General features: G+C 36.6%; 9 protein-coding genes. 5 read left to right on the top strand and 4 right to left on the bottom strand.

Annotation, left to right across the window (positions count from 1 at the left end):
- Nucleotides 1-30 precede the first annotated feature (30 nt).
- From SOI85_RS00185 to SOI85_RS00165, 5 genes are all read left to right on the top strand, one after another.
- Nucleotides 31-1,080 (top strand): glucokinase, encoded by a 1,050-nt coding sequence (locus tag SOI85_RS00185; RefSeq protein WP_320664219.1) that lies wholly within the window; start codon nucleotides 31-33, stop codon nucleotides 1,078-1,080.
- 10 nt (nucleotides 1,081-1,090) lie between these two features.
- Nucleotides 1,091-2,038 (top strand): homoserine kinase, encoded by a 948-nt coding sequence (gene thrB, locus SOI85_RS00180; protein WP_320664218.1) that lies wholly within the window; start codon nucleotides 1,091-1,093, stop codon nucleotides 2,036-2,038.
- 56 nt (nucleotides 2,039-2,094) lie between these two features.
- On the top strand, nucleotides 2,095-3,666 hold the full coding sequence (locus SOI85_RS00175) for an NAD(P)H-quinone oxidoreductase subunit 4 (protein ID WP_320665177.1): 1,572 nt from the start codon (nucleotides 2,095-2,097) through the stop codon (nucleotides 3,664-3,666).
- A gap of 1 nt (nucleotide 3,667) precedes the next feature.
- Nucleotides 3,668-5,785 carry a M3 family metallopeptidase gene (locus tag SOI85_RS00170; RefSeq protein WP_320664217.1) on the top strand — a complete coding sequence of 706 codons (2,118 nt, stop codon included), beginning with the start codon at nucleotides 3,668-3,670 and terminating at the stop codon, nucleotides 5,783-5,785.
- A 277-nt stretch (nucleotides 5,786-6,062) separates the two neighbouring features.
- Complete coding sequence (locus SOI85_RS00165) at nucleotides 6,063-6,884, top strand: class I SAM-dependent methyltransferase (protein ID WP_320664216.1); 822 nt, start codon at nucleotides 6,063-6,065, stop codon at nucleotides 6,882-6,884.
- A 131-nt stretch (nucleotides 6,885-7,015) separates the two neighbouring features.
- Here SOI85_RS00165 and SOI85_RS00160 read toward each other — a convergent pair whose 3' ends face one another.
- From SOI85_RS00160 to SOI85_RS00145, 4 genes are all read right to left on the bottom strand, one after another.
- A complete protein-coding gene (locus SOI85_RS00160) occupies nucleotides 7,016-7,618 on the bottom strand; it encodes an esterase/lipase family protein (RefSeq protein WP_320664215.1) in 603 nt (200 codons plus the stop codon).
- A 6-nt stretch (nucleotides 7,619-7,624) separates the two neighbouring features.
- Nucleotides 7,625-8,005: a dihydroneopterin aldolase gene (locus SOI85_RS00155; RefSeq protein WP_320664214.1), complete on the bottom strand. Its 381-nt coding sequence runs from the start codon at nucleotides 8,003-8,005 to the stop codon at nucleotides 7,625-7,627.
- Nucleotides 8,002-9,318, bottom strand: a complete 1,317-nt coding sequence (locus tag SOI85_RS00150; RefSeq protein WP_320664213.1) for a glutamate-5-semialdehyde dehydrogenase — start codon at nucleotides 9,316-9,318, stop codon at nucleotides 8,002-8,004. Before SOI85_RS00150 ends, SOI85_RS00155 begins: the two co-directional genes overlap by 4 nt.
- 241 nt (nucleotides 9,319-9,559) lie before the next feature.
- Nucleotides 9,560-13,534, bottom strand: a complete 3,975-nt coding sequence (locus tag SOI85_RS00145; protein ID WP_320664212.1) for a translocation/assembly module TamB domain-containing protein — start codon at nucleotides 13,532-13,534, stop codon at nucleotides 9,560-9,562.
- Nucleotides 13,535-13,560 lie beyond the last annotated feature (26 nt).

The following is a 13,560-nucleotide window of genomic DNA, read 5'->3' as shown; positions in this document are numbered from 1 at the left end:
AATAAATCAATCAATTGAATAATTAATGTTATGAATTTTCTTGCTTGTGATATCGGAGGCACAAAGACTCTTTTAGCCATTTATTACTGGAAAGATGGCATAAAAGAAAGGTACAAAAAGCAATATTCATCTAGAGATTGGGACTCATTCTATTTAATACTTTCTGATTTCCTAGAAAAAATGCCTAATCAAATAGAAAAGCCTAGAGTCGGATGCATAGGCATAGCTGGAAGAGTTTCAAATAACTCTTGCCATTTGACTAATTTAAGCTGGGAAATAAGTTCTAAAAAAGTATGCGAGCGAACAAGTCTTGATCAAGTTGAATTAATAAATGATTTCTCAGTTATCCTTTATGGACTTAATCATTTAAATGATCATCAATATGTAGTAATTCAAGAAGGATATGACATTAAACCCCTTTTAAGAAAAGGAATGGTTGCTGTTTTGGGGGCTGGTACTGGCCTAGGAATGGCTAGAGGAATAGTCTCGGATAATGGAATCACACCATTAGCTAGCGAAGGAGGTCATAGTGAATTCGCTCCCAGATCAGACGAAGAATGGGCCCTTAGAAAATGGATAAAACGAGAGTTAAGTATTGAGAGAGTCTCTGTAGAAAGAATTGTTAGTGGAACAGGTTTAGGTCATATAGCATGTTGGAAATTAATGCAATCAGAAGCAAAATCGCATCCCCTTAGAAGTTTGGCGGAAAATTCAAGAGCCAAGAAAAAAACAATTCAGGCTGATCTACCCTCAATTGCAAGTCAATATGCAATGCACGGAGACAAGTTAATGGTGGAGGCTTTGGAGATGTGGCTTAGCGCATACGGCTCAGCAGCTGGAGATTTTGCTTTAAAGGAACTTTGCTATTCAGGCCTATGGATTGGAGGAGGGACAGCTAGCAAGCATTTGAAAGGAATAACATCTATTACTTTTAAAGAAGCATTTAGAAACAAAGGCCGTTTTAAAGATTTAATGAGAAGAATCCCTGTCATAGCCTTGATAGATCCTGAAGTTGGCTTGTTTAGTGCAGCATGCAGAGCTCATATCCTTTCCAGCAAGATGGGAGACTTAGCTCAATAGTTAGGAACTAATGCGGCCACCGCTGATAGGAGAAAAAGTAATCGTGGAAGTTCCTTCCACAACGGCAAACATAGGCCCAGGCTTTGATTGCCTAGGTGCTGCATTGAGCTTAAAGAATGAATTTACTATCAAAAGGATTGAGGGAACAGCTGAAAGATTTGAATTAATAATGGAAAGTACAGAAGGCAATCATTTGCGTGGAGGGCCAGAAAATCTTTTCTATAGAGCAGCGCAAAGAGTTTGGAAAGCTGCTGAAATAGAACCCGTTGCCCTTGAAGCCAGGGTCAAGCTTGCAGTCCCTCCAGCGAGAGGGCTTGGAAGTAGTGCTACTGCAATTGTTGCGGGACTAGTAGGAGCAAATGCACTAATGGGAGAACCTCTCCCAAAAGAAAAGCTTCTAGAACTTGCTATTGACATCGAAGGGCATCCAGATAATGTTGTGCCTTCATTGCTTGGAGGACTTTGTCTTACAGCAAAAGCAGCATCGGAAAGATGGAGAGTAATCAGATGCGACTGGGATAGCTCAATTAAAGCAGTTGTAGCAATTCCATCATTAAGGCTTAGTACAAGCGAGGCTCGACGAGTGATGCCCAAGAATATTCCAATAAATGATGCCGTCATGAATCTTGGAGCCATCTCACTTCTTCTTCAAGGTCTTAGAACAGGAAATAACGAACTAATATCAGACGGCATGCACGACCGCTTGCATGAGCCATATAGATGGGGGCTTATAAAAGGAGGACTTGAAGTTAGGACTGCTGCAATAAAAGCTGGGGCGCTAGGGTGCGCAATAAGCGGAGCAGGTCCTAGTATTTTGGCTTTATGCGAAGAGTCTCAAAGCAGGATGGTTAGTCAATCCATGGTAAGAGCCTGGGAGCTTGCCGGAGTCGCAAGCAGAGCTCCCGTCCTAGAGCTTCAAAGAAGGGGAAGCGAATGCGTCAAAAAAGTTAATGAGTAGTTATACTTATGGAGAGACCTATGGCTGATAGGTTCTTAACTCATCTTGCTCAAATTATGGAGGCAAATTTGCCCCTTCCTATTGAAAGCCAAGTTACATTCCCATGGCTTTCTCTAATAGTCTTATTGCCAGCGACTGGGGCATTGATAATGCCTTTACTGCCAAAAGGAAAAGAAGGAGATTCAACAATTGCAAGAAACCTTGCTATAGGCTTTCTTCTTTTTGACTTCTTGATAATTGTTGGAGTATTTGCAAATTTATTCAATAAACAATCAAACGAACTTCAACTTGTTGAAAGACTTAATTGGCTGCCATCTATAGGACTTGAATGGTCTCTAGGAGTAGATGGCATTTCTGCTCCATTAGTTGTTTTAAGTGGTTTAATAACTCTTCTATCTGCAATAGCTAGTTGGAAAATCAATAATAAAACAAGACTATATTTTGCCTTATTGCTGGTTCAAGCATCTGCTCAGGCACTGGTTTTCTTATCGCAAGACTTTCTATTGTTTTTCCTTGCTTGGGAATTAGAACTTGTACCCGTTTATCTATTAATTGCCATCTGGGGAGGGAATAGACGTCTTTATGCAGCAACTAAATTTATTTTATATACAGCATTAGCCTCATTATTAATACTAATAAGTGGTTTAGCATTAGCTCTCTCAGGAGATATTTTTACTTTAAATTTAACAGAGCTTGCCCATAAATCCCCTACGGGTACATTCGCGATTCTTTGTTATTTGGGCTTTTTAATTGGGTTTGGAGTAAAGCTGCCAATATTTCCATTGCACACATGGCTTCCAGATGCTCATGGGGAAGCAAATGCTCCAGTCTCAATGCTTCTTGCGGGTGTTTTATTAAAAATGGGTGGATATGCACTATTGAGATTCAATGTGCAAATACTTCCTGACGCACATTTAAAACTTGCCCCAGCATTAATAATTATCGGGATTGTAAATATCATTTATGGAGCATTAAATGCATTTGCCCAAGACAATGTCAAACGTCGTATTGCTTGTAGCTCTGTAAGTCATATGGGCTTTGTTCTCCTTGGGATTGGCGCCATAGATGCTTTAGGAATTAGTGGAGCAATGCTGCAAATGATTAGCCATGGATTAATAGCAGCAGCTATGTTTTTTGTTACAGGTAGCTTTTACGAAAGAACAAATACTTTATCAATTCCAAACATGGGAGGTCTGGCAAAAGTCTTACCTATAACATTCGCTCTTTTCTTAATAAGCTCTCTAGCCTCATTAGCTCTTCCAGGCATGAGTGGATTTGTAAGTGAAATAACTGTATTTCTGGGTATAACAAGTCAAGATGGATTTACTTCTATATTCAGATCAATAACAATTTTACTTGCCGCCATTGGTCTAGTTCTTACACCAATTTATCTTTTATCAATGTGTCGAAGAGTGTTTTTTGGACCAAGGATTCCTGCTTTAGCTTTTACTAAAGAGATGTCTAATAGAGAGCTATCAGTAGGCTTGAGCCTATTAGTTCCAACTTTAGTTATTGGATTCTGGCCTAGAGTAGCAATTGACCTATATGAAAGTTCAACAAATGCTCTGGCTGATGTTCTTTTGAGCCATAATGTGATCTCAATAACTCAATCTATACAATTAAGTTGACATGATAAATAAACAAGAAAGATATCCTTTATTAAAGGGAGAAGGGTTACCAAACTACAAAGAAATTACTCCGGAGGAAATAAAAGAAAGCATTCCTTTTCTGCTTGGTCAACTAAATCAAAAAGTTGATGAACTGGAAAAAATATTAGAAGAAAAAATCAATAAGAACATATCATTAAGATGGGCGGATGTAATGGTCCCTCTACACCTTATTGAGGAAAAAATAAGATGGAGTTGGGGAGTTGTCTCTCATTTAAATGGTGTTTGCAATTCGCCTGAACTTCGCGAGGCATATGCCGAACAACAACCTGAGATAATACGTTTTGGCAACAAAGTCGGACAAAGCAGAACAATATACAAGTCATTATTAAGCCTAAAAGAGAAGGAACGAGACAACCTAAACGAAACTCAATTAAGAATTTTAGAAGCTGAGATAACCTCAATGAACCATAGAGGAGTAGGCCTTAATGGCTCCCAAAAAAATAGTTTTAATTTGAATAGCGAAAGACTTGCAGAACTATCAAATATATTTAGCAATCACGTACTTGATGCAACAAAAGCATGGAGTTTGGTTTTAACCAAAGAAGAAGAAATACTTGGTTTACCTTCAAGAGTTCTTGAAATACTTGCTAACACGGCGAAAGAGGCAGGAGACAAAAGTCAAGATGATTTAGAGCCTACTAAAGAGAAAGGACCTTGGCGAGTTGGCTTAGACATGCCAAGCTACATTCCTTTTATTACATATTCAGATAATAGACATTTACGTGAATTGATATACAAAGCACATGTAAGCCGTGCTAGCGAAGGTCTTCTTGACAATAGAAAAATAATTGAAGAAATACTTACGTTAAGAGCTGATCAGTCAAAAATTCTTGGTTATAACAACTGGGCAGAGCTAAGTCTTACAAGGAAAATGGCTCAAAATACTACTGAGGTGGAGAACCTACTAGAAGAGCTACGTTCAGCTTCCTTAAAGGTTGCAAAAAAAGAACTTCAAGAATTAAAAGATTGTGCTCTTAGGCATAAATCTTCTGAAGCAGATAAACTTGAACCCTGGGACATCAGTTATTGGTCAGAGAAATTAAGAGTTGAAAAATTTAGTCTTAATCAAGAAAAACTTCGACCTTGGTTTCCATTGCCAAAAGTATTAAATGGATTATTCAAATTATGTGGAAAACTTTTCGAAATACAAATAATCCCTTCTAAATCAGATGAAGCACCAACATGGCATAAAGACGTCAAACTATTTGACGTATTAGACAAAGACGGCTCTACTTTAGCTTCGTTCTATCTGGATCCATACAGTAGAGCTGCTACAAAGAGAGGGGGGGCATGGATGGATGAATGCCTAGGGAAAGATATCTCTCTTGAAGGAGACAAGGTTTTACCAGTCGCTTATTTAATTTGCAATCAAACTCCTCCTACAGAAGAGGCTCCTAGTTTAATGAGCTTTGAAGAAGTGGAAACACTTTTCCACGAATTTGGACATGGTCTCCAGCACATGTTAACAACAGTTGACTACCCACAAGCAGCTGGAATAAATAATGTCGAATGGGATGCGGTTGAATTGCCAAGTCAATTCATGGAGAACTGGTGCCTTGACCGTTCAACACTTATGGGAATGGCAAAGCATTGGAAAACTGACGAGCCAATACCAGAAGAAGAGTTTAAAAAGCTAAAGCAAAGTCGTACATTCAATTCTGGAATGGCTACATTAAGACAAGTACATTTTGCGATAACAGATATCAGACTGCATAGTCAATGGAATAAAGACTTAGGCATTAGTCCTGACCAAATCAGGAGAGAAATCGCAAAATCAACAACTGTAATAGATCCAATAAAGGAAGATCAATTCCTATGTTCTTTTAGTCATATATTTGCTGGTGGTTATGCCGCTGGTTACTATTCATACAAGTGGGCTGAGGTTCTCAGTTCAGATGCATTCTCTGCATTTGAAGAAGTTGGACTTGATGATGTACAAAAAGTCAGCGAGACTGGTAGACGTTTTCGTGACACAGTCTTGAGTCTGGGTGGGAGCAGGTCTCCATCAAAAGTTTTTGAAGCCTTTAGAGGTAGACAGCCATCAACAAAAGCACTCATAAGACATTCAGGGCTATAAAGCGATAGCTAAATTTAATATTTATTCGTCAAATACAAAATAGATTCTCTTTCTTATATATTTTTAAAATATCTGTTGAATTGTATTAAGTTAGATAAGCCAATAACCTTGGTTTTACAACTTACTTTCTTGAAGAAAGCACATTTAAGAGAAAATTATTTCTACTTAGAATTTTAACTTCGTACCCTAATTTTTAATACTTATACTTTTGTAAGGAATTCTATTTATAAGGTTAAACAAGAATTAAGTGTAGTAAAATGAGTTTAAAATTATCTCTATGAAATCAGCAGAAGAAATACTTTCTAAAAACTATAATTCAAATTTATGGAATACTTATAAAGGTATAACAGAAGATGCTAAGCAATCAGAGGATTTAAGGGATTGCGCTAAAGAGTATGTAAGCAAATGTAGATTAAGACTACTTAAGTACATTCCAATTAAAGGTACCAATATACTTGACATGGCATCAGGCCCAATTCAATACCCTGAGTATTTAGAATATTCAGTCAATTACGAAAAAAGGTATTGCATAGATTTGTCTTCAAAGGCTTTAGAAGATGCAAAAAATAAATTAGGTGAACATGGCATATATTTACATGGTAGTTTTTTCGATATACCTCTCGAAGCCAATTATTTTGATTGCGCAATAAGCTTGCATACCATCTATCATATAGATAAAGAAAAACAAGAAGAGGCTGTAAGGAAACTATTAAGTGTTACAAAGCCAGGGAATCCAGTAATTATTGTATATTCAAACCCTCAATCTCTAGAAAGTATTTTGATCTATCCTTTGAAAATATTGCTTAATTGCTTAAATGCACTAAGAGAAATTAGATTCTTGAAGAAATCCAATAAATTTACACATCAAAAAAATTACTTCAAGCGTTATCCCTTAAAATGGTGGATTCGCTTTGATGATATTGCAGATGTAAAAATAAGACCTTGGCGAACATTTAGTGCAAAAATACAAAAAGTTTTTTTCCCAAATAATTTTATTGGCAAATATCTATTCCAATTACTCTTTAAGGCTGAGAGCAGATTCAGTAGATTCTTTACACTTCTTGGTACATATCCAATAATAATACTAACGAAAAGATAAGTCATACAAACTGATAAACTAAACCTTGATTAGAAATTAAGGTTTAGAATTATTCTATCTATTATTAACTAAGGATGTATCTAATAGCTTATAGAATAGAATTAGATCAGCAAAATTCTTGGCATCCTAATTTAGAGATTTCGTAAGATCTTTTGAGTAATAATATCTATTGCAGAAGAATTAGATATTAAATCTTTATGAGTTAAGACTGGTATTTTATAAGCTTTTCCAATCAATAGTCTTGCCTCCCAGCCAGGGAAAACCATTAAGTCCCAGAAACAAAAAAAGCTTACTGGATTAACAACATATAGCATTCGCACATCTCTATTTAGATCTTTCAAGAAAATGCTTCCTCTCTTCATCTCAGCGATCCCTATAAGCAGCCAAGAAGGTACCACCTGAGCCGTGAACGTACCTTGATGAGGAGTCCCAATACTAAAAAACCTTCTAGTCCTTTTTGTTCCCTCCATTCTTTGAAGCCAATATCGAACGACTAATCCCCCCATTGAGAATCCAACTATATCAAAAGATTCATCTTCATTTAAAGTCTCACAAATATAATTATCTAGCTTTTCTGCCAAAGTTTTTATAGAAACATTTCCTAGTCCATGAGGTAAGTGTGGAGCAAGGACTCGTAATCCAATACTTTCAAGTCGAAGTACAAGCCTATTAAAAACATTAGGTTTATCCCATAGCCCATGAACCATAATAATAATTTTAGTTCGTCTTAACATCGTAGATTAAATCTCATAATTACGACTCATTTCTATCTCAACACTTCCTTGAAATCCCTTAATAGGTGGTCTACATTTTTTTAAAAGAATTTTAATGGGGATTGGTCCATACAAGCCCTCAAGATAGTCAAGGATTTTGTCGCCAAACATCTCAATGGTCAAACATTTAATTGTAAAACTGAGCTTCTGCAAGCCTTTTATGGCGACACTGTAGTCAGCCGATAATTTCACATCGTCATAAGTTGCGGCATTAGAGACATCAATCCACAAACTAATGTCAAGAAGGAAATCTTGTCCTAACAGCCTTTCACTTTCAAGAACACCAACATGAGCCCAAAGATTGACACCTCTTATTTTTATAACTCCTGAAGGTAGCTTATTTCTCATAAACTTAAATCCTTATGAATAAAGGATTTCTTCCCTGAAACAAAGTCAGCAGCAATATGCCCGTTTCCTCTTAGGAAGTATTTGTAAGTCACCAATCCTTCTAATCCTACTGGCCCTCTAGGAGGTAAGGTTTGCGTACTAATTCCAACTTCAGCACCAAATCCATATCTAAAACCATCTGCAAATCGAGTTGAACAATTGTGATATACACCTGCACTGTTAACAGACATCATAAATTTCTCGGCAATCTGTAGATTATTAGTAACTATTGCATCTGTATGACGAGAACCGTATTGATCTATATGTTCTAACGCTTCTTCTAAACCTGAGACAACTTTAATAGAAAGAATCAAATCCAAATATTCAGTTGACCAATCACTTTTTTCGGCGAGAGTAGCTACCCCAAAGGAATTACTTACCTTATCACCTTTAAGAAGTACACCTCTTTCAGAAAATTCTGGTATTGCCTGTTTCAAAAATTGTTCAGCAATAGACTCATGAAGGAGAAGAGTTTCAATTGAATTACAAGCTGCTGAGTATTGTGTTTTGCTATCCAAAGCAATACGAACACCTTGAGGGATATCACAATGAGAATCAATGTAGAGATGACATATACCGTCAGCATGACCAAGAACAGGAATACTTGTATTGTCTTGAATAAATCTGACTAGTTCATTGCTTCCTCTAGGGATTATCAGGTCTATTAGTCCATCCAATCGAAGCATTGCCATACTTTCTTCTCTAGATGTCAATAAACAAAGCGCATTAGACTTGACACTAGTTTTAGACAATCCTTCTTGAAGAGTTTTAATGATTGCTGTATTAGTTAAGGTTGCTTCACTTCCTCCTTTAAGAATCGCTCCATTACCAGAACGAATAGCAAGAGAAGCTATCTGGATAACAGCATCGGGTCTTGCTTCAAAAATAACGCCAAGGACTCCGAGAGGGACAGTACATCTTTCAAGAATCAAATCACTATCTAATTCACGGTTTAATTGGCTTAATCCTATAGGGTCTTGCAAGCCTGCTACTTTCCTTACTCCCTCAACAGCAACTAATAATTTTGAATGATCTAATTTCAATCTCGCTAATAATGACTTATTAATCCCTTCATCCTCAGCTTTTCGCAAATCAATAATATTTGCATCAACAATCTCATCAGCTCTACTATTCAATGCCTCTGCCATAGAGAAAAGGGCTTGCTTGCGTTTGTCATCTGAGGCAAGACATAACTCTTTAGATGACTTTCTAACCTCTAAAACTCTTTGATATAAATCATTGGATGGTTCTGGGATAGTTGAAAGATTTTTCATTCTGCAAAATTGTCTTAGCTTTATATTGCCCCAAAAAGGGACAATATTACTGATAAATTTTTCATGCGCTTACTATATTTAATCATCCATTAACTATTTAAGAGAATAGTCTTAAGAGAGAACGTCACTAAAAATGATCTAATTTTACCAATTAAACCCTGCTTTAAATTTAGAACAAAAAAAGATTTCCTAAATATATTATTCCTTCTTGAGTTTTATATCTATACAAGGAAAGGATAGATCAATATCTAACGAATATTTCAACCAGGCTCTGCCAATTACCATTTTGATCATAAGATCCTTGTAATCCTAGGTTCTGGTTTAACTGAAAAACAACAGTTCCTTGAGGAGGTATATCATCTCTATTTGGAGTTGCTTGAATCAAAAAACTTATTCTATCTGTCAAATCAATCCCTACTTCCGTTACCCAAGCTTGTTGAGATAACAAACCGTCAGTGTTCTCATCGGAGCTATTAGCTGACTGATTATCGACTACTTCCGACTCTGGGGCGACTGTGTTTACATATGCTGGATAAAGATTGATTTGTAGTCTCTCATTAAAAGCACCACTGATATTCCCCAAAACAGGAGAAACAAGTGATCGACTTAGGACATCCGCAAAAACAGAACTATCGTTACCTTTAAATAAATTCGCCAGTGAATTGCCACCTATTAGACCCAATAATTCACTCTGAGGAAGTGGTGGCTTACTTCTAATCTGATAGTTGTCTTTTAAACGATCAGCCGGTCCAGTTGCAATTACTTCTACTTTCACAAAACGTGATCCCCCTATCCCTATGGAGCTAGATCCATTAGTAGCAAAATCACTAGAAGAGCTCACTTCTCCAGGATCGATTACAGTCTCAGGGATACGTGTTGTTAATTTAACATCTACATAAGGGATCAGTCCCATATCAGGAACAAAAATCGCTACATTTGGCTCACGCCTATCTAAGACAAAAGTAGTCGTAAATAAATTAACCCGCCCAGTCAGTAGGCGTACTAATCCACTGGCATTAATAGTTTGATCTAATCCTCCATTCAACAAAAGAAAACCTTCCACTTCAAAGCTAGCTACAGGTTGAGAAACAATTCGGAGTCGAGGACCAAGATTTAACCTTAGGTTATCAAAACTTACAGAAGAGAATCCCTTAGGAATAGCTGATTTAACCATCTTGCTTGCAGGAGCATTATCATTGCCAATAAATAAAACTAGTGGTGATTGACGATCCCAACTTTGCTCAGGTAATTGAATGGTTTTACTCATTCCATATCCATTAGATATCTTTTTAGATTTAGATTTATTTTTTTTTGTACTTCCAGATCTTTGAGTGGAGATCGAACCTTTTTCAACTGTAATTTCGCCGCCTATTACAGGTTTAATCAATGCTCCACGTACTACTAATTTCGAAGATACTAGAACATCTGAGAAAGAAGATTTAAGATTAACACCGTTAATTTTTATAGAGAGGGGATTGCTTTCCTCCTCCTCCTTAAACAAAGAGATATTACCGCTACCATTTATTACACCTATATCTCCTGCCTTCGCGCTTAGTTGTTGTATTTCAACTCTATTAAAGTCAAACAGCATTGTACCGTTAATGTCATTGAGAAGTTTTTCGTTGAGCAATATTTCTCCATTCTTTAGAACCAAAAAACCATTTGCCTTTGGTTTATCTATCGTTCCTGTTATCAACAACCTAATATCAGCACTGCCAGCCTTCCACTCAATTTCATTTTCAAATAAATCATCAACGAAATTAATACCATCTCCATGACTTTCTATCCTTAAATTGATTGGCAAAGACTCAACCAGTGGAACATCGCCAATTAAAGTTAAGGGTTTTGTTGACAAAGAATTTTGAAGCTTTATATCAAGCTTCAAAATTGATTCTGAAATATCAATCTTTCCTTTCTTTAAAAGCAATTTATTTTTTCCCAAACCAACTTCATTGAAAACAAGATCCGCAGTCAGCTCTGGTTTTCTATTTCCCAATCGGTATCTACCATTTAGCCCAAACATACCTGTCAAACCAGTAGGAGAAGGTACGAATAATGAAAGAAGAGAGAAAGGAATATTTTCAAAAGTGAATTCACCCCAACCAATCTGTAAGGGTCCCTTAATAGTGACTCCAAATGGTTTAATGTCAGTCTCCTTTTTGATCTTTTGAGATTTAGGCCAAAGTTTTCCAGAAGCCTTTAAATCAATATTTAGCTTTTGTAGATTCTCTCCTTGTACGTCAATCACACCATTAACAAATCCTTTTATATCGTTAGGATTAATTATTTCCTTTATCTCCTTTAGTTGTTGATCTTTTGATAAAGCAATAATCGAACGTATCCACTCTCTCAGCTGATTGTCAAGAGATTCTCTTTTCGGGTTAATAGCAAATCCCCCTAAATCTTTTGCACGTCCATCAGATGAAGGTGTTTGAATATTAACTTTTGGTAATTGAATTGCAGTTGAAATCAACCATGCAGGACTTATTTTTTTTAGCTCTGTTCTAGACCATAAGGATCCATTAACACGACCTTTTGTAGAAATAGATATTTTCCCTTGATCTAATGGATAAAGTTCGCCATTAATGGCGTAAGTCTTGTCAAAGTAATTCCCTACTATCTGAGCTTCTTTTAACTTAAGACCTGTTAATCTTGGATAGCCTAACAATAAGTTGCCGTTTAAAGAAAGAGGGTTTGGAGCGAAGTTCCCAGAGCCAGATAATTTACCAAAGATTCTTTTAAATCTCTTTTCAGGAGGAAGAGCTAGTTCAATTCGATCCAACCTAAAATCTCGAGCCGACCATACATAACTCTGCTGATCTCTGGTCACAGAGATGTCTCCACCTAAGCGTCTAATCGTTAAAAAATCTAAACCCCAATTTGCATCAAGATTTGCAGAAATGCTTGCAGGGAGGGCTGCTCCAACAGATTTCATCTCCAACTCTCCTCCTTTACCAGAAAAACCTATAAAATTTCCACTCCATTTTTCTTGTAAGCGAATACTACTGAATTGAGGGTTTTCTAGTGAAAAAGACAAATTTGTAGTCAATTCAGATAACGGACCTTCAACTTTGCCATTTGATGAAAGGTTTCCAGATAATGATTGCCCAGTGAATGCTCCTAAAGAATTTAAAGGATAGTCATCCAAAGTAAAGTCAGCTACTAAAACACCAGCAGTCAAACCTGCTTCTTTAAAGAAAAAAGGTAACGATGCCTTCAGCTCTAATCTCGCCTGAGAGTTATCTTCAATCTTTACTAAGGAAGAGAGTCCCAATCTTAAGTTTTTCGAATCATCAAAAGGAATATTTCCGGTAATATCAGCAGTCCATATTCCATATTTAAAAGTAGTTAATGGCAAGCGAACTAAATTATCTTGACAAGTTAATGCTGCATTATTTGATGTCAAGGAATCCTTCAAGGCCCCACCTTCAAGATGGAATCCATAAATACCTAGTGCTCCTTCACAACTAAAGGTTCCATCTTTCACACCTAAGTACAAAGCACCATTAACAGTACCTTTCGTTTTTAAACTTAAATTTGTTGGCAACACGCCATCAAGAGCTTCTAACTGAAATTTTCTTAATCCAGCTTTCGCTTCAAACTCTAATTTATTCCAATTGCCATTTCCCTTTACTTGCAAAGAGCCATATTTAGGTAAATCAAGCCTCAAATCTCCCTTAACCTTACTTTCAGCGAGATTTAATTTTATCCTGGAATTTGGTTTAACTAATATCTTTGATGGCTCAAAGAATATCTCAGAAGAATCATTTAGACGAAATTGAAGTTCCAAATTTGGCGACTTACTTCCTTTAGATGTTCCAAGTACCCAATAAGAACCTTTATTATTCCGCGTTAAATTAACTCTTGCCTTACTTAAAGTAAAAATAAGTACTGGACGCCTATTTAACAAACTTGAGATTGGGGCGACCTGAACTTTTAAGTTAGATACATTCGCTGTTGATTTATCTTTATAACCAGCTAATAATTTTGTAGGACCTAAGGATATGCCCCAGGGCCTTAATCCGTTATATTGTCCAATTAGCAAAGGGTGTCCAAGCTTTTTCGAAAGATCCTCTTCTAACTTTGGCTGGTACCACTCAATTATTTTCTTTGCCAACCAATCTGCAGAAGAAAAACCAATTACGCCTATTGCAATCAAAGAGCCCCCCATGAGAGTTGCTCTCAAAACCTTTAAGTATTTTCGCTTTACTCCCATGAAGTTCTATCTACCTTTAGGGCAGC

The sequence above is a fragment of the Prochlorococcus sp. MIT 1223 genome (assembly GCF_034092465.1).
Classification (GTDB): Bacteria; Cyanobacteriota; Cyanobacteriia; order PCC-6307; family Cyanobiaceae; genus AG-402-N21.
The sequence above is the reverse complement of the archived record's forward strand: the minus strand, read 5'-3'. Positions and strand labels throughout refer to the sequence as shown.

Bases quoted from the DNA above. Each gene is read 5' to 3' on its own strand.
- SOI85_RS00185 (WP_320664219.1), top strand. From the start codon at position 31: ATGAATTTTCTTGCTTGTGATATCGGAGGCACAAAGACTCTTTTAGCC.
- thrB (WP_320664218.1), top strand. From the start codon at position 1,091: ATGCGGCCACCGCTGATAGGAGAAAAAGTAATCGTGGAAGTTCCTTCC.
- SOI85_RS00175 (WP_320665177.1), top strand. From the start codon at position 2,095: ATGGAGGCAAATTTGCCCCTTCCTATTGAAAGCCAAGTTACATTCCCA.
- SOI85_RS00170 (WP_320664217.1), top strand. From the start codon at position 3,668: ATGATAAATAAACAAGAAAGATATCCTTTATTAAAGGGAGAAGGGTTA.
- SOI85_RS00165 (WP_320664216.1), top strand. From the start codon at position 6,063: ATGAAATCAGCAGAAGAAATACTTTCTAAAAACTATAATTCAAATTTA.
- SOI85_RS00160 (WP_320664215.1), bottom strand. From the start codon at position 7,618: ATGTTAAGACGAACTAAAATTATTATTATGGTTCATGGGCTATGGGAT.
- SOI85_RS00155 (WP_320664214.1), bottom strand. From the start codon at position 8,005: ATGAGAAATAAGCTACCTTCAGGAGTTATAAAAATAAGAGGTGTCAAT.
- SOI85_RS00150 (WP_320664213.1), bottom strand. From the start codon at position 9,318: ATGAAAAATCTTTCAACTATCCCAGAACCATCCAATGATTTATATCAA.
- SOI85_RS00145 (WP_320664212.1), bottom strand. From the start codon at position 13,534: ATGGGAGTAAAGCGAAAATACTTAAAGGTTTTGAGAGCAACTCTCATG.